The organism is Paenibacillus sp. GCM10027627, from assembly GCF_042675505.1.
GTDB lineage: Bacteria > Bacillota > Bacilli > Paenibacillales > Paenibacillaceae > Pristimantibacillus.
Genome location: NZ_JBHTHB010000006.1, coordinates 67031 through 84145 on the forward strand (window position 1 = coordinate 67031; position 17115 = coordinate 84145).

The following is a 17115-nucleotide window of genomic DNA, read 5'->3' on the forward strand; positions in this document are numbered from 1 at the left end:
GCTATAAAGGCGAATGCTTCCGGTTTTTTTAAATTTCAGCCCGATAGGAAGGGTGCCGTCGGCGTTTTCAGGAAATAATAGTGAAAAACGGAATGAATGTATGCTTCACAGAAGCGGACAAGTTCTGCTATTCTGGAGGTAGTCGAAAAGCTTTTATACCCTCAAAGAATAGGAAGCGAATCAGTATGTATTGTGTATGTAAACCGTGTATTGAATATGCGCTTGAACGTTTCGTAGACGAATACGAGGATGCGCCGGATATTGTCGATTTGAAGGAAACGCAGTTTGCCGATTGGGACCCGCCACGGAAATGCGATTTCTGCGATGAAGCGGCGGCGTTTTTGGTTGTATAAGCTTATCATTTCGATAAAAGAAGGCCTTATTTCCCGGTTTGCCGGGGGATGAGGTCTTTTTTCGTATAAAGAAGGTGCGGTCGAACGCTGACTGAGAGGGGCTGTCCCATAAGTAGGTGTGCTTCGTTGATGAGATTGCTCGCATGTTTAAAACATAAAAGCCCGCAAGAGGGCGGTTTTTTTAAAGTGCCTATCTTGCGGGCCATAGATCAGTTTTCAGATCAACTATCCCTGCGGCACCATTTCTCCTTGTTGGCCTATAGGTATCTTCTTAGGCAGTTGGTTAGCAAGCGAAAGCCGCTGATCTCAAAGCTTACTTACGCGACCAAATATCCAAAAGGAGTCTCCGCGCGAGTTCTAGTGGTTTCTGGCACAACTAAATGTCCCAAACGGGGCTCCGCGCGAGCTCTAGTGGTTTCTGGCACAACTAAATGTCCCAAACGGGGCTCCGCGCGAGCTCTAGTGGTTTCTGGCACAACTAAATGTCCAAAAAGGGGCTCCGCGCTAGCTCCAGTGGTTTCTGGCACAACTAAATGTCCCAAACGGGGCTCCGCGAGAGTTCTAGTGGTTTCTGGCACAACTACATGCCCCAAACGGGGCTCCGCGAGAGTTCTAGTGGTTTCTGGCACAACTAAATATCCAAAAAGGGGCTCCGCGCGAGCTCCAGTGGTTTCTGGCACAACTAAATGTCCCAAACGGGCCTCCCCTTTTTTCCATGCCCATTCTCCGCCTTAGACGCTCATGACAGCCATGACAAAAACGATGACGGAATGTAACTATTTGAAAAGCTGCATTCATTTTACAATTTACTTGATCTTCCATATGGGAAATTTTCAAAAAATAAGGAGGCTATTGAAATGACAACAGGATTGGTGCTAAGCGGCGGTGGAGCGCGCGGCGATTTTCAGGTAGGAGCGGTACGTTACCTTTACGAGCGGAACATTAAACCAACGGTTATTGCGGGTACGTCTGTAGGGGCTATTAATGCGATTAAGCTGGCGGAGGGAGAAGGCGATGGGAACGACCCCACTCGGGGACTCAAGGGACTGACGGGGATTTGGCGGGAACTGCAAACAAGCGCCGATATGTGGAAGGAGGAGGACTGGCTTGTCAACGTTCAAAATTCGGAGATTGTTAAATTTCTAAAGCAGTCTGCTTTGAAGCAAATTGGAACGGTTGGAGTTGAGGTGGCGAAGCTGGGGCTCGGTCCGATCGGCTGGGCATGGGTCGCATATGACATCGCTCAGGTGGTAGACGATATTGAAGAGCTTAAACGCGAGCTTGGCAAGGTAGTTAACGCACAATCGCGTTCTATCTACAATTTAGGGCCGATTCAAGCTAAATTAAACGATCCTGCAAAGCTGGATTTGAACAAAGTGAGACAGAGCAATATTAAGCTGCGGTTAGGCGTCGTCGCTCTCGAAAGCGGCCAATTGCGGTATATGACGGAAGCGGGGAAGCTGCTGGAGAGGGGAAGTGCGAGCTTTACCCAATCTAGCCCCTCGCTAGCCCCGCAGTGCAGTTCCATTGCCGCAACGATTAAAAATCTAGAACTGTTCAGAAACAATTTGCAGGAGGAGCTGCGTCATGCGGCGACCGGCGACAAAGCGGCACTCGTCGCTCAAATTCGCGATCTGAACAAGCAAATTTCCCATCAAAAAGGACTGCTTACCAGCTGCAACATTTCTTACCCGCCTCAGACGACTCCTTTAACTGTCAGCATGGTTCAAGGCACGCTGGCATCCGCTTCCATTCCGCTTGCGTTTCCTCCAGTTAAGCTGGGGGGAGAAAATTATGTAGATGGCGGTGTGCGTGAAATTGTTCCGATTCAGGCGGCTATTGAAGCCGGTGCGACTGAAATTTTCGCTGTGCTTGCTTCCGACAGCAAAATGGACCCGGCACGCAGCGCGCTTGGCGGTCATTTGCTGCCTTCATTTGATCAAGGAGTGGCCAATGTAGGCGATGTTGTCAATCGTGCAACGAGCGATATTATGTCCAACGAAACGGTGCTGAACGAGGTGGAGCCGCATAACGGCTGGGGGGCAAATGTCAAAGTTACGATTATTCAGCCTGACAACGATATACACGACATTATGACCATTGATCCCGGACTGATCGATATTCGTATGGCCCATGGCTATATGAGAGCTGATGACACTTATCAAGCGAAACAAAGCAATCCGGCAGGCTATCGGGAGCTGGCTGAGCAATATTCGCGAGACCGGAATACGATTTTAATTTACGAGACGCGCCACGCCATTTGGAAGCTGGAATATGCGGCGAACGGCTATCAGCTGAACTATGACAGCAGCGGAAGACCGATCCATCCGGCGCCGCGAATCGAAGCGAGCCTGCAGGCTATGCGAGAAGTTCGGGCTCTAAAAAATACGTTGCGGGATCTCGTGCAAGAACGGAAGCAAAAGGGCGGTCTGGTACCATCAGAGGCGGATAGCTGGTGGTTGAGTTGGGAGAGGCATCCTTGGACTACGGATCGCAGGTTATGGCTTCCAACAGGCCCGGCGGCAGAGGGGGGCGACATGCAACCAGGCGAAATTTTGGCCTTTGAAAAAGGGATTCACTCTCCGAACGGACAATATTCTTTTGTATTCCAAGGGGACGGCAATCTCGTTTTGTACAAAATCACCAAGACGCAAGGGGCGCCTGCGGCGCAATGCCGCGCCATTTCCGATGAGATTGCGGGGCTGCAAAATAATATAGCTACGTTGCAAGCGCAGTTGAAGTTGGCGGCCCCAAGAGAAAAGGCAGAGCTGCTCGCGGAAATTCGCGAATTGAACAGTTTGGTGACGGAGCGTAAACAGGCTTTGAGCGCATGCAACATCACTTATCCGCCGCAAACGGTTACTCAAAGAAGCGCGGTTTGGGCTACGGGTACGGGGGCGCCTGCCGGAGTATGCGTGCTGCAAGGGGACGGGAACTTGGTTATTTACGACGAGGGAAGCCGGGTACGATGGTCTTCCAATACGTGGCAGCATCCCGGAAGCCGCTTGGTGTTGCAAGACGATGGAAATGTGGTCATTTATCGCCCGGATGGCAGAGCGGTCTGGTCTATAAAATAATGGCGAAATCGCCGTCTGCTGCGCGTTGCGTGGCGGGCGGCGATTTTAATAGGTGAAAGTTTAATAGAATTTGGGTTTTGTGAACAGAACCAATCTATTTTCATGAGAATATAATGGACAAACTGACAAGATGGTGGTGATTGAATTGTCGCAAGCGAACATACCCAACATTACGCCAACAGTAACGCTTAGCCGGGATGATGCTATCAATTTAATACTGGCGTCTATAGCGATCGAAGAACTGGGACTCGGACACATTATCAATTCAGAGGCCGAGAAGCTGCAATATGCGGTCGGCACTTTGCCGGGGCTCTCTACTCCCGCTTCAATTAGCGATTTGCTGAATGTAAATAAGAGTGTACAAAACGCGTTGCAGGCCGTCGTCAATAAGGAGCTTTTATTAAGCACAAAATTAAATGCGGTGCTGGCTGCTGACGAGCTGCAAGGTCCGACCGGGCCGACCGGGCCAACAGGACCTTCGGGAGGTCCGACAGGTCCGACAGGCCCCACTGGTGCAACCGGGGCCACAGGCGCAACAGGAGTTACGGGCCCGACCGGGGCGACGGGAGCCACAGGCGCTACCGGCATTACCGGAGCGACAGGGGCAACCGGGGCAACAGGCGCGACCGGAGCAACAGGCCCGACAGGTCCGACAGGTCCGACAGGAGCGACTGGAGCAGCGGGATTGGCCGGAGCGACAGGGGCAACCGGGGCCACGGGCCCGACCGGAGCAACGGGAGCCACAGGTGTAACAGGAGTCACCGGAGCGACTGGAGCGACGGGAGCGACAGGGATCGCGGGGGCGACGGGTGCAACCGGAACCACAGGGGCGACGGGAGCGACAGGTCCGACAGGCGTCACGGGAGCAACAGGGGCCACAGGCGATCCGGGAGCCACAGGGGCGACAGGGGCAACGGGAGCAACAGGTCCGACAGGTGTGACAGGAGCGACGGGAGCTACAGGAGCGACTGGCGAGACGGGGGCAACAGGTGCTACCGGGGAAACAGGAGCAACAGGAGCAACAGGTCCGACAGGTGTGACCGGAGCAACAGGAGCAACGGGAGCAACGGGAGTGACCGGCCCAACAGGTGCCACAGGCGCTACTGGGGCGACAGGAGCAACAGGTGCTACCGGGGCAACCGGCGCTACCGGTGCAACGGGAGCGACAAGTGATCTCACGACGAGCAATGCTCAGATTGTTAATGCCGGCGCAGTGACGGTCGGCAACAATTCGGCCCTTACTTTTGCAACAAATGCCTTTTTAAACGGGACTTCCATTACGCATACGCCAGGATCGGCCAATATTAATTTGGCTCCAAATTCTACGTATCTGGCCATTTATGAAACACAAATTTTAAATGCGGAGACCATCCCGTCCGCAACCATACAATTTAATTTAAACGGTACGATGATTCCGGGCACGGATGCCGTATTCACGAACCTGACGGGGACGCAAACGTTAAGCTCCCAAGCGGTGTTCAATACACCGGCGGCTCCTAATCCGAGCGTGCTGCAATTGGTGAATGTGAGCGGCAACAACGTTACGTTTAACGGCGCCAATGTGTCGATTGTCCAAATCGGCTAGGCGGCTGCAAATGGCTGGTTTATTTTCGAAAAGAAAGGTGGTGAAAGTCTTTGTCTCAAGCGAATATTCCAAATATAACGCCGCAAATTACGATTACTCGCGACGAAGCGATAAGCTTGCTGCTCGCCTCCGTCGCCATTGAAGAGCTGGGGCTCGGTCATATTATTAATACGCAAGCGGAAATGGTGCAATATACGGTTGGAACGCTGCCAGGCTTAACGACAATTGCTACAATAAGCGATTTACTCAGTGTCGACGACAGCGTTATTGCCACTATGCAAAAAGTGGTTCAGACGGAAATGGCTTTGCTCTGCAAGCTTGAAGGTATTTTGGCGGCTCCTACAATTTTGGGTCCGACTGGTCCAACAGGGCCTACTGGCCCAAGCGTGGGAGTAACGGGAGCGACGGGCCCGACTGGAAATTCCGGGGCAACGGGAGCAACGGGCGCCACCGGGGCTACAGGGGGAACCGGAGCTACCGGCGCATCTGGTCTCACCGGTCCAACCGGAACGGCAGGTACTGTAGGAGCGGTGGGAGCTGCGGGGGCTGCCGGGGCAATAGGCAGTACCGGTGCAACGGGTGCTACAGGAGCAACTGGAGTTACAGGGGCAACGGGTCCCACAGGTGTTGCTGGTGCAACAGGCAATACGGGAGCAACGGGATCCACGGGTCTGAATGGGCCAACGGGAGCCACAGGTGCTGATGGTGTTACAGGTGCTGCCGGTGCAGTAGGTTCCATTGGAGCGACTGGTGAAACGGGTGGAACGGGAGAGACAGGAGCAACGGGAGCAACAGGCCCAACTGGAGCAGCGGGAGCTGTCGGGAGCATAGGGGATACAGGAGCAACCGGAGCGACGGGAGCGACCGGGGCGGATGGGGTAACTGGAGCGACGGGAATTACAGGGGCAACGGGCATTACTGGGGCAACGGGAGAGACGGGAGCGACCGGAGTCACAGGTGCTGTAGGCGATCCCGGCGCAGTCGGAGATGCGGGTGCCGCAGGGGCGACAGGAGATACTGGAGCAACTGGAGATACGGGAGCTACAGGTGCGACGGGGACGACTGGCTTCCAAATTACTTCAAACAACGGCCAATTCTCCAACGAAGCTGCGCAGACGGTGCCTAACAATACTGCGCTCAGTCTTGCCAGCAACGATGCGCTGAACGGCACCTCCATTACGCATACGCCCGGCTCGGCCAACATTAATCTTGCTCCAAGCCAAACGTATTTAGCCTTCTACGAAACGCAAATTCAAAGTTCGGAAACTGTTACGACCCTGACTATTCAATTCACTTTAAACGGAGGACTTGTGCCGGGCACGCAAGTTTCTTTCCAGAACTTAACGGGCGTACAGACCATTAATTCGCAAGCGGTATTCAATACGCCTGCGGCGCCTAATCCCAGCGTGCTGAATGTCACAAATGTGAGCGGCCAGACCGTCACCTTCAGCGGCACAAGCGTTTCCGTTGTTCGAGTAATTTAATGGTGGAAAAAAGGATAGGGCAGCCGTTCTGCGCAAACGGCGCCCTATCCTTATTTTAAATTGGTCATTCCACTTGGGGGACAAGTGTTAGCGAATAACAGAGGAGTCAGTATTGTCGTATACAATTTTCAAAACGCCATTTACCAGAACCTGAATTTCATTGCCCGGTCTTCCGTCCATATTGGCGAAACCGCGGAAAGTCCAATAGGTACCAATCGCATGGTTGCCCGCGGTGCGGCTTGCGTCTCTTATGGTGTACACATGCTGGCCTGTATTCAGAACGACTTCTTGACCCGGTTTTCCGTCCGTATCGGAAATGCCGAGAACGTTCCAATTTGTCGTTCTTAGCGTAGAAACAGTTAAGTTAGTCGTTCTGTCGCGGATAAAAACGACAGCGTTGCCGGCGCGGTTAATAATGACCTCTTCGCCGGGCTGTCCATCTGTGTCGGCAAATCCAAGCGGTGCAATGGACTCGTTGAAAGCATAGCGTTTAACTTCTTGTCTTCTTTGGTTGATGATTTTAATTTCCTCAACGCCGAAGCTTCTTGGAATGACCTTAAGTACAATTTCTTTCCCAGGCTCGCCGTCCGTATCGGTTGTTTTGAGTACAGCCCAAGATCCGCCCGGATCATAGGACCTCACTTGTCCGGTGCGGTGCGAAATGATGTAGACGACACTGCCTCCAATCGTTCCCGGCTTCACAACGTTAAGGATAATTTCCGCTCCCGGCTCGCCGTCCAAATCTTCAACCCCAAGCAGCGCCCAGGAAGTATTGCCGATGGAATAAGTGCGAGACGTGCCTGATGGCTCCACGACAGCTATTTGAGATAGCTGATTGTATACGCTTTGCTGCTGTCCCGTTCCTTTCAAATCCCACGAGCCCAAATAATAGCCCGTAGCTGCCGAGGCGAAGGAAACGGGGATGGCCGATACGGCAAGCAAGGCCGATAGGGCCAATTTAGCGAAAATCTTTTTCTTTTTCATCAGATCACTCCTAAAAAATGTAGTATGGCGGATTTATGTGCGCATAGCCCAAGTACAGCCTGAGCGTTAAATCCTCTCTCTGTTAACGGCCAAAAAGGGAAGCCGTCTCTTTGGCCAGGGGATGACCCGAAAGAGACGGCCCTTTCATGGCGCAGTAACTCTAGTAATGCGAATCACCGAAGAAAGCTTGTACAGGTTGGTCAGTTTCTGCAACCCAATGTCGGTCTATTTTTCAATCAATGAAATTGAAATTGTACATTCGAAATTCTCCACGGTTGACCGGGGAAGAACAGATAATAGGTGCCCTGAGGCAACCCGGTATAGGTGTGGCTGAACGTTCCGCCACCCGTGTTGAGGTAGCTTGCGGCATTGTAAAGCTGAACTCCTTGACTGGTGTGGCGATACAATAGGACATCGTTGTCACCAGGGTAAGCCGCTCGGAATGATGTTCCGGTGACGGTTAAGTTTCCTCCCCCGGTAAGCGTATAGCCGTTCGGATACTGATACGCTGGGGCCGCAGAAGCAGAAACCGTAAGCACGAATGACATGACAAGCACGAGTGCCATTACCAAAGACAATACTTTTTTCATTACGGATCAACCCTCCATTGAATAGTAAAATCCTATTTTTGTTACAGCTTTTATCCCCTCCTTCGAGGTTGTATTACTGTAAGCTCAGCGCTAAACCTAACTAAATTGTAACGGTGATTTAGCAACTTCATAAGTAGTAAATTTCATAGTACCTGCGTTTTAAACAATTCAAAAACCCCGTAAATATTTAACGGTGATCCGTAAAGATCCATTTTTAAATGGTCAGCTTTACAGTCACTGCCTATTATTCACGGGGTTGCTATGTCTTTTAAAGGAAAGGTAGCCCTCTTATTGAATCCCATTGTTCCTCACTTTTAACTGAGCTTCTTTGGAGCTTCCTACACGCAGCTTCTTTAAAATTTGGGCCACCTGCTTCTTGATCGTAAAGGTCGATTTGAACAGCCGATCTCCAATTTTGTTCTGGGTGTAGCCCTGTTCTATCAGATCAAAAACTTCCCGCTCGGCGGGCGTCAGAACGGATAATTGCTCCTCCCGCTTCAATCGGGAATATTCGGGCAGAAGCACTTCAATGGGTGAGGTGTTGGTATAGGTCGCACGGATCGCTTGCGGAATTTCTTTGAACCGTTCCTTGGGAATAAAATTGACCGCTCCAGCCGTAAAGGAATCGCGAATGACATTCTCCTCGCTAATAGAGGTCAGCATAATCGTTTTGACTCGCTTGATTTGGCCAATTTCGGTAGCTAGCTTGATGCCATCCAAATTGTTGTGCGACAACTGAATATCCAGGACGATGACATCGACCGCAAGCTCGGAAATAGAGCGAATCGCCTCATCTCTTGAAGCGGCCTGCCCAACCACTGTCATATCCGGCTGCGCGCCGATCAGCTTGTCGGCAAGCTTAAGCCAATCGGGATCGTCCTCTACCAAAAAAACTCGTATGGGCTCCACTAGAAACACCTCCTAGAGCCAAAAACCTCTACCCAATCAGTTTATAGAGGTGCGGCTCTCTTCCTTATTTTTAATATGGCCGTAATTGCCTACCTTTTGCAGAGCCTCTTTGGAGTTTTTGACCTTCAGTTTTTTGAAAATGCTATTCATTTGGTTTTTTAGCGTTCTTTTGGCCTTTTGCAAAATATGAACGATTTGAGATTGAGAAAAACCTTGCTCGACTAGCTCGTAGACTTGTCTTTCCGAGGTCGTCAGCTCCTTCAACTGGTCTTCTTTTTTTAGGCGGTAATAGTCTTGAAGGAATATTTCTATTGGCGAGGTTTGATTATGGACGGATCGGATGAGATCGGGAAGCTCCTTGTAGTTTGCTTTGGATACAAAATGGATAGCGCCCGAATCGAATGATTTAAGAGCCAGCCCTTCCTCGCTCATCGCCGTAAGGACAATGATTTTGGCTTCGCATATTAATGATATCTGCTTTGCTACCTCTAATCCGTCGAGCTCGTTGGCGCTCAAATTCAGATCAAGCAGCACAATGTCGGTCCCGGCGGTTTGCAATTGCTGCAAAGCGTCGTTTTTACTGGCGGAAACCCCCGCAACAAAAAAGGCGTCTTGCTTATTCAAAAAAGAAACGAGAGCTTTGGACCAATCGAGATCGTCTTCGACTATAAATATTCGGATGTTGTCCATGGACCCGCTATTCCCTCCTTGGCTGCCGGCTTTAAGCCGGTATACGGTTGGAAAAATGAAGCCGCACCGTTGTCCCCCTATCCTGCTCGCTTGTAATATCCAGGGAACCTCCGCTTAAATTCATGACATTGTAGCAGTAAGACAAGCCTAACCCGAAATTTAAACTTTTGTTTTTTGTCGTGAAAAAAGGGTCGAATACGTAAGGAATGTTGGTTTCGGTAATGCCAGCTCCATTGTCTTTAATGGTGAGCGTAGTATGCTTTTTGCTTTTTGCCGCGAAGATTTCGATTTCTCCTCCTCCCGGCATTGCCTCTACGGCGTTTTTTATTATATTGGTGACCACTTCTTCAATATGAACGGGGTCGCACAGCACGTCCAGCCCGTCGGAGACGTAACGTTTGCGGATACGGATGGCTAGCTCCAAGTAGTGAGGCTCCACCGTATTGATTATGCCGTCGAGAAGGGCTCCGAGGTTCGTCTTTTTTTGATGAAGGACGATATGCTGCATTTGGTCTTGGATACGGCTGACCATGGCGAGTAAGTGGTCGGTGGCACTTTTAATAATGGCAAGGTTTTCGTTTGTTTCCTTATCGTTGCCGCCGCTCTGCATTTGGATATTGTCGGTGCAGATGGAAATTTTCATAATTTGGTTTTTGATCGTATGGTTCAAAATGCCGGTGCCGGACGTGATGGCTTTCATAGCGCTGTCGAGACGCTGCTTTTCAAAATTAATTTTCACCCCGAGAATGCCCGATTTGGCAACGACGATGCAAAAGAAGGCAAACACGAATGTCGTGCCGATGGCATTGAATCTCCACGCCTCTTCAATATGGAAGGCGCGCAAGAGGATGCTGGTGGAGAGTGCAATCAGCATAGGGGTTATCGTAATGATGGCGGCCAGAAGGCGGCTTCTTTTTTTCGTGGCGTCTTTTTCTTTGATATAGCTCCATATAAGCAGACCAGACGAAACGATCACATAAGGCGCAACCCAATAGCTTAAAAATACATAATCAAACCGCAATTCCGGATAGATGGGAGTCACCAAAAAAGTGACCACAAGCGGAAGAAACAAAACGGGTTTTAACCGCCGAACGGTTTTGGGTTTGAAGAAACCGCTGTAGGACAGGCCGTATATTAAGAAGCAATAGGGAATGGCAGTAGGGCCGATAAACCCCAAGGAAACGGAGGCGAAGTGAACGACCGTGTTAAATGCCGGATGGGTCAAATGATGAACGGCTAAATAGGGCTTGATCGTATCGTTGATTAAAATCGAGAGACTGGCCGCAGCAGCCGCAAAAATGACGTAGCCGATCCACCTTGTGGACTCGTTTTTCCCATCGGTCAGAACGAGAATAAATCCAATGACCGTCAGAGCTATGAAAATCGTAAACATATAGGCTAATCCCTGCCTTTTGCTTTGATTTTCTACCACATTGATCTAGTAAAGCCATATTTAGTTTGAGCTTATCAATAAATTCCATTGTTGGCTACAAGGAATTTGCTGCGGTTTTGTTGACAGGGGGCCGGCAAGCACCCAAGAGCTGCGCCCTCGACGATCCGACCGTAGAGCCAGCTTTAATTGCCCAGCTTGCCTCCGTCGCCGTAAATTTCAGCGTACAGCTATAAATTTATGCCGAAACGGAAGGTGAACGCTCAGCGGGCTGTTCCTTCCTCCATAACCATTTTTGCAGGGCGATCCCCGACAGGCCGACGACGCCGATTACAACTCCCACGTAAACAAAGGTGGACGAAGCCCCCCATAGCTTGATGAAAGCCCCGCCGGTCAGCGGCGCCACAATGAAGATAGCGCTGCATAACGAATCGAAAATGCCGCTCACCCGTCCGATCGCTTCAGGAGGAGTTTCCTTCTGCATAATGTAGTTCATCCCGGTAGAAGTCAGTCCGGTACCGATGCCTCCAATGAAAGAGGCTAGCAGAATCAACAGAACAGGAGTATGTTCTCCGACGGTTCCGAGCGCAGCGAACATGAGGCCAATAAGCGCGACGCCTCCTCCGAGCAGCCAGCCGTAAGCCGAAAGCTGTTGGTATCGGCGCAGCCAAGCGACGGCGGCCAGCCCGCCCGCCCCGATGGCGGTGACGAGCCAGCCGATCAGCTCGGGACGCCCGGGAGCGGCCTCGCGGAGCAGGATGGCGATTTGGGCGTCAATCATTTGAATGCCGGCTAGCCCAAAGAGACAAAAGCAGATGCTCATCTGCAAAGCCCGGCTATGCCAGAGCATCCGCCAGCCATCCCGCCATGCCGAGGCGAGGCCAATCGTTTCCTGCGAGCGGTCCTCTACTGTCGCTGGCCGCCCCTGCTCGGCTGGAACCGACAAGAGCAAACATGCCGATAGAACGAAACAAGCGGCATTGACCGCCATGCATATAGATGGAGACCAAGCGGCAGCGACCGATGCGCCGAGAAGCGGGCCAAGCACCTTTGACAGCTGAAACACGGCTCCGTTCAGCGACGTCGCTTGCAGCAGCTCCTCCTCCGCGACAACATTTCGCGTCATTGCCTGTTGAGCCGGATAATGGAAGACGCGAGCGGTGGAGCGAAGCGCGATCAGTCCGAGCAGAACTAGAGCATTTGGCGCGAAAATAAGTGCAACGGTCAACACTGCGCGAATGAAGTCAGTGGCAAGCATTATATTTCTTTTGTTCCATTTGTCAGCGGCAATTCCCGCCATTTGGCTGAACAAAATGCCAGGGATGGCAAAGGAGAGCGGGACGAGAGCCATCGTCATGGCGTCCGCTTTCCAAACAAAGCCAAGCAGAATGGCGATAGCCATAAAGTCGAAATAATCGCCAAAGGCGGACAGGCCGTAAGCGGCGAACATTTTGGCAAACGAACGATTTTTCCTTAACATACAAAAAACCCCCCTGCTTAGACTCGATGATTTCATCGTAGCAGGGGAATGTCAGAGAATGATCAGAGGTGAAGCTGGAGCCAGCGCTCCGTTAGGGCAGCCAGCTCAGTGAATCGGCGTTCTGTCGCCAGCATGTCCCATTGCCGCTTATATTTTTGCCGATAAGCCTCATCAGACCCGGACGTGTCCAAATAGTTAAGAATGGTATGCAAATGGGTCAGCAGATGTGGAACAAACTGTGTTTGCAGCGTCGTCTCCATTCCTTCGTCAAGGATTTGCCTCGCAGAGCGGGTTTCGCCCCTCCGGTATAGGAGAATAGCCTTGGCAACCAGATACGCCCCCCTCTCCCGCTGTATGGGATGTTCCTCAAGCAGCCTGGCGCATTCCTCAAGCTTTGCCGAAGCGGCATCCAGCTCGTCCTTCAGCAAATGCCAGTACATCTCTTTGAGCAAAAAAACGGCTGTAAAGCTGGGCGAGGCGATTCCCTCAATACCGGGCCTGATCGATTCAATCTCCTCTCCCGCCTTTGCCAGCATCCCTAGCTTCAAGTACAAAACAATAGCGCTGAGCCGCAGGTCGAGCATCCATTCCGAAGCGAGCAAATCCCCTTTGGCGAGCAGCTGCTCTATATAGCGCAATGAAGCTTTATAATCCGATTGAATGGTCGCGTAAATAAAAACGGCATAGGCCGCCTTCTGCGAAGCGCCGATCGTCTCCGCCTTCAGAAGTCCTTCCACATCGCCGCGGACAAAATGAAGATAAGCGTCGTAATAGGGATCGCCGGGTAAACCCAATATGTCACGGTTGGCGGCCAGCAGCCTCATGGCCGACCCCATTCCTAGGCTGTGGTACCGGGCATACATGTTCCGGATGTCGGCCGCAAATTGCTCATCTTCCAGGAGAGGATTTTGCTTGGGGGCAGGAGAAAGCCGAGTCAGCTTGTAGCCTTGGCCGCGGATCGTCTCAAGGCGAAGCAGATGCGCCCATCCGGCCAGCTTTTTGCGAATGCGGTAAATATGGTCGTCTACCGTCCGGTCGCTTGGCGCTTCCAGAGGCCAGACGGCATCCAGCAGCTCGTCGCGCGTGAAGGAGCGTCCCTCATGTTCGAACAGATAACGGAGCAAGGCGAACTCCTTGGGCAAAAAGACGATGCTCTCCCCGGCAAAAACGGCCTCATACGTATCCTGCTCAAAATGAATTATGGCCACCTCCATGGAATTCCCGTTTAAAATTGATCTAGTTGCTATTATGATAAGACAACTTCGTGCCAAAAAAAAGATCGGGTTAGGATGAACCATCCCTTCCCGATCCTTGCTTCATTATTTGATTTCTACAATTCTTCCTTCAACAGCAGGCTTCAGAGTGCCTTGCTTGATGATGGCTTCCTCCACAACCTCGTACATCGTAAGGCCGGTATTAAACGATTTGTTGTCCATTAGGACGGAGAAGCCGTCGCCGCCCGCTACGATAAAGTCGTTGGTTGCCAGCTTGTATGTTCTGCTAAGGTCGACAGGAGCGCCGCCTACTTTAATGTCCGACACCCGTTGTCCGGCAGGAAGGCTGCGCGAGAACTTAAAGGTCACTCCGCTTACTTGCAGGAAGCGGCCTTCCGCGTTTTCCACTCGGCTCACGCCGTTCTCCAATACTTCCTTCAGCTCAGCGCCCGTCAATTCGGTAATGACCAAAGTGTTAGGGAACGGAAGCACGTCGTACAGGCTTTTCTTCGTTACATCTCCAGCTTTCACCAAAGAGCGAATGCCGCCGCCGTTTGTTACCGCGATGTCGGCTTCGTAGCCTTTAAGCGTTTTGGATTTTGCAAGCAAGGCGTCCGAGATCAGGTTGCCCAAATTCGTTTCTTGCGTCCGAACGAAATTGCGGTCGCCTACCAGATCCACTGCGGCTGTAGCAATTTTCACGTTGAGCTGGCCGTCGATTTTGGAAATGACGTCTTTTACAAGCTTTTCTACCTCAGGATCAGGCTTGATGTTCTCGTCGTAAGGAATGAGGCCGCCGTCAAACGCAACCAAATCCTTGTTCCAGTAGTACAAGTCGGCGCGTCCCAAAGATTTGCCGTATTCCCAGTCTTGAACGATATAAGTTCCGTTTACGTTTTCAGGCTTCTCAAGCGGTGTATGGGAATGGCCGCCGATGATGAGGTCGATGCCTGGAACGGCACGCGCCATCGCTCTATCCGCCTCGATGCCGTTATGGCCGACAACGATCACTTGATCCGCTTGCTTTTTCAGCTCAGGAACGAGTTTTTTTGCAATTTCAATCGGATCTTTGAAGACGAGGCCTTTTACGTTGTCCGGATGAGTCACAATTGGCGTCTCCACTGTTGTGAATCCGACAATCGCAATCTTTTTGCCGCCGACCTGAGCGAAATGAACCGGCTGCAGCAGCTCGGTGCCGTCAATTTTGAATATATTGGCGCTGATGATCGGATGCTCCACCATACCTTCAAGCTTCAACAATTGCTCATAGCCGAAGTCGAATTCGTGGTTGCCCGCAGCTTGTGCGTCATAATCCAGCGCGTTCAAGATTGGAACAATCGACTCGCCTTTGAACAAGTTGGCAAATACGGTGCCTTGGAACGTGTCGCCAGCGTCCATCAGCAAGAAGTTCGGGTTTTCCGCGCGCATTTGCTTGATCAGGGTTGCGATTTTAGCATAGCCGAGTTCTTTCAAGTTTTTGTTTTCTTCGATATGGCCGTGAACGTCGTTTGTGTGGCCAATTGTAATATGTAAAGTAGCGGCTTGGCCGAGCGCTTGAATGACGTCTTTTCTTGTTACGGAAGAAGCCGCTGTATCTAGTTTAAGCTCGTAGCCGGCTTTTTTACCGATTTCTACAATTCTTTTTGCCGAGAGAACGGCATTTGGCGCTTTTGTTTCTTGCTTTGTAATATATCCGTTTTTCTCCCCCCACGCGAGCACTCCCGACGCCCAGCCGGCAATTGCTTTGGATGGAGGCAGTTTCGTTTCTCCTTTTAGACGGGCGACAATCGTCAAGTATTCAGCGGTGGTCACATGTTTCTCCAAAGAAACAGAGCCATGCTGATTCCCGACCACAATCGATTTCTTCTGCATCCAATCGATATGAGATACGGATGTCGGAGTATATGCATAAACCGACGCTGCCAATGCTGCAGAAATGATTGCGCTTACAGATAAGGTTGCCAAAACTTTACCTTTGAACAATTGTATCACCCCTATATGAAATTATGTAAATAATAACACTTGTTAATAGAAGGCGCAATGGCCTATTTCCGTAATTTTTATGGTTAAAATGAACAAAATAAAGATAATAGAGAGGTATTGGTGAACAAAATTTCATTATTTATTTTGACATATGTAAAGAATATTGCGAAAAGACAGTCTTTTCTGACTCAAACTTCCTAGCTTTTCCAAGAAAGATGGAGTACTATAGTAGAAATTGCAATCCGGTTACAAGATTAGAAGGCGAAGGAACTCATCTAAAGCAGCAGGTGGTGTGAATTGTTTTGGAGGATGACAAGCTCAGGAAAGTCATTGAAGTAGCCAAGCTTTATTACCAACTGGACTATAACCAAAATCAGATAGCCGAATTGCTCGGCCTGTCCCGCCCCACCGTATCGCGGCTCATTCAGCAGGCGAAGGCGCAAGGCATTGTTCAAATCAGCATTGCCGATCCTTCCGAAGATTGCGAGTCGCTGGCGGCCGAGCTTCGCGACCGATTCCATCTCAAAAAAGCGGTTGTCGCTTATGTGCCTACTTATGACGACGAGGTCGTCAAAAAATTTATCGGCGAAGCCGCCGCTCATTATTTGATGAATACCGTGAAGGACAAGGACATTATTGGAGCCTCGTGGGGAACCACCATGTTCCATGTCGCATCCAATCTTGGGCACAAACCGCTCAAGGATTCCAGAATGGTGCAGCTGAACGGCGGCGTCAGCCATGCCGAAATTACGATCTCTCCGTCGGAAATTATTTTTTTGTTCGGCAAAGCGTTTCATGTGACCCCTTATTTCTTATATCTGCCCGCAATTGTCGACCATAGTTTGGTGAAGCAGGCGCTTATGTCGGATAGGCATATTCGCAGGGTGCTTGATCTGGGCCGACTCGCGAACATCGCTATTTTTACCGTCGGACTGCCGAATGCTGATTCGGTGCTTATTCAGTCCAATTATTTTTCAGACGAGGAGCTGGGTTGGATTAAGGAGCGGGCGGTTGGCGATATTTGCTCCCGCTTTTTCGATGAGCAGGGCAACATCTGCCATACTGCGCTGGATGATCGCACCATTGGCATTGAACTGGCCGATTTGCAGCAGAAGGAGCAATCCATTCTGGTCGCAGGCGGCGCGCAAAAAGTAAAAGCCATCTACGGAGCTCTGCGCGGCAAATATGCCAACGTGCTGGTGACGGATCAGCTTACGGCCAAAGCGTTGCTGGCCAAAGATAAGGATTGACGCGACAATAGAAGCGGCAGCTCGGGAGACGGTGCACAAACTCGGGCGGCCGCTTTGCGTTTTCTTGATCATATTTTCTTCTAGTGGTTAGAATAATAGAGACGAAGAATGGCTGAGGAGGATGAG

13 protein-coding genes are annotated in these 17115 nt (G+C 50.9%); 5 read left to right on the top strand and 8 right to left on the bottom strand.

Annotated elements, in window-relative coordinates; genetic code table 11:
- The first annotated feature begins 185 nt into the window (after positions 1-185).
- The 4 genes from ACFQZE_RS19840 to ACFQZE_RS19855 all read left to right on the top strand — a co-directional run bounded on the left by ACFQZE_RS19840 (position 186) and on the right by ACFQZE_RS19855 (position 6499).
- Positions 186-353, top strand: coding sequence for a CxxH/CxxC protein (locus ACFQZE_RS19840; protein WP_379360265.1), 168 nt, complete (start codon positions 186-188; stop codon positions 351-353).
- 857 nt (positions 354-1210) lie between these two features.
- On the top strand, positions 1211-3430 hold the full coding sequence (locus ACFQZE_RS19845) for a patatin-like phospholipase family protein (RefSeq protein WP_379360267.1): 2220 nt from the start codon (positions 1211-1213) through the stop codon (positions 3428-3430).
- 145 nt (positions 3431-3575) lie between these two features.
- Entirely contained in the window at positions 3576-5015 is a 1440-nt protein-coding gene (locus tag ACFQZE_RS19850) for an alpha-helical endospore appendage domain-containing protein (protein WP_379360269.1), read from the top strand.
- 50 nt (positions 5016-5065) lie between these two features.
- Positions 5066-6499, top strand: coding sequence for a collagen-like triple helix repeat-containing protein (locus ACFQZE_RS19855; protein WP_483874781.1), 1434 nt, complete (start codon positions 5066-5068; stop codon positions 6497-6499).
- Between the two features lie 87 nt (positions 6500-6586).
- Here ACFQZE_RS19855 and ACFQZE_RS19860 read toward each other — a convergent pair whose 3' ends face one another.
- The 8 genes from ACFQZE_RS19860 to ACFQZE_RS19895 form a co-directional block, all read right to left on the bottom strand.
- Complete coding sequence (locus ACFQZE_RS19860) at positions 6587-7483, bottom strand: PA5033 family protein (protein ID WP_379360271.1); 897 nt, start codon at positions 7481-7483, stop codon at positions 6587-6589.
- Positions 7484-7719: 236 nt separating this feature from the next.
- Entirely contained in the window at positions 7720-8073 is a 354-nt protein-coding gene (locus tag ACFQZE_RS19865) for a hypothetical protein (RefSeq protein WP_379360273.1), read from the bottom strand.
- 288 nt (positions 8074-8361) lie between these two features.
- On the bottom strand, positions 8362-8982 hold the full coding sequence (locus ACFQZE_RS19870; protein WP_379360275.1) for a response regulator transcription factor: 621 nt from the start codon (positions 8980-8982) through the stop codon (positions 8362-8364).
- Positions 8983-9018: 36 nt separating this feature from the next.
- The gene (locus tag ACFQZE_RS19875) at positions 9019-9672 is read right to left on the bottom strand and encodes a response regulator transcription factor (RefSeq protein ID WP_379360277.1); all 654 of its coding nucleotides are present in this window, start codon (positions 9670-9672) and stop codon (positions 9019-9021) included.
- Between the two features lie 31 nt (positions 9673-9703).
- On the bottom strand, positions 9704-11065 hold the full coding sequence (locus tag ACFQZE_RS19880) for a sensor histidine kinase (RefSeq protein ID WP_379360279.1): 1362 nt from the start codon (positions 11063-11065) through the stop codon (positions 9704-9706).
- Positions 11066-11300: 235 nt separating this feature from the next.
- Positions 11301-12542, bottom strand: coding sequence for an MFS transporter (locus tag ACFQZE_RS19885; protein ID WP_379360281.1), 1242 nt, complete (start codon positions 12540-12542; stop codon positions 11301-11303).
- Between the two features lie 62 nt (positions 12543-12604).
- Entirely contained in the window at positions 12605-13750 is a 1146-nt protein-coding gene (locus ACFQZE_RS19890; protein ID WP_379360283.1) for a winged helix-turn-helix domain-containing protein, read from the bottom strand.
- Positions 13751-13861: 111 nt separating this feature from the next.
- Positions 13862-15739, bottom strand: a complete 1878-nt coding sequence (locus tag ACFQZE_RS19895; protein WP_379360285.1) for a bifunctional metallophosphatase/5'-nucleotidase — start codon at positions 15737-15739, stop codon at positions 13862-13864.
- 302 nt (positions 15740-16041) lie between these two features.
- On the opposite strand from ACFQZE_RS19895, the gene ACFQZE_RS19900 reads away from it, so the two are divergent.
- On the top strand, positions 16042-16989 hold the full coding sequence (locus ACFQZE_RS19900; RefSeq protein ID WP_379360287.1) for a DNA-binding transcriptional repressor DeoR: 948 nt from the start codon (positions 16042-16044) through the stop codon (positions 16987-16989).
- The last annotated feature ends 126 nt before the right edge of the window (positions 16990-17115 follow it).

Bases quoted from the DNA above. Each gene is read 5' to 3' on its own strand.
- ACFQZE_RS19840 (WP_379360265.1), top strand. From the start codon at position 186: ATGTATTGTGTATGTAAACCGTGTATTGAATATGCGCTTGAACGTTTC.
- ACFQZE_RS19845 (WP_379360267.1), top strand. From the start codon at position 1,211: ATGACAACAGGATTGGTGCTAAGCGGCGGTGGAGCGCGCGGCGATTTT.
- ACFQZE_RS19860 (WP_379360271.1), bottom strand. From the start codon at position 7,483: ATGAAAAAGAAAAAGATTTTCGCTAAATTGGCCCTATCGGCCTTGCTT.
- ACFQZE_RS19865 (WP_379360273.1), bottom strand. From the start codon at position 8,073: ATGAAAAAAGTATTGTCTTTGGTAATGGCACTCGTGCTTGTCATGTCA.
- ACFQZE_RS19875 (WP_379360277.1), bottom strand. From the start codon at position 9,672: ATGGACAACATCCGAATATTTATAGTCGAAGACGATCTCGATTGGTCC.
- ACFQZE_RS19880 (WP_379360279.1), bottom strand. From the start codon at position 11,065: ATGTTTACGATTTTCATAGCTCTGACGGTCATTGGATTTATTCTCGTT.
- ACFQZE_RS19885 (WP_379360281.1), bottom strand. From the start codon at position 12,542: ATGTTAAGGAAAAATCGTTCGTTTGCCAAAATGTTCGCCGCTTACGGC.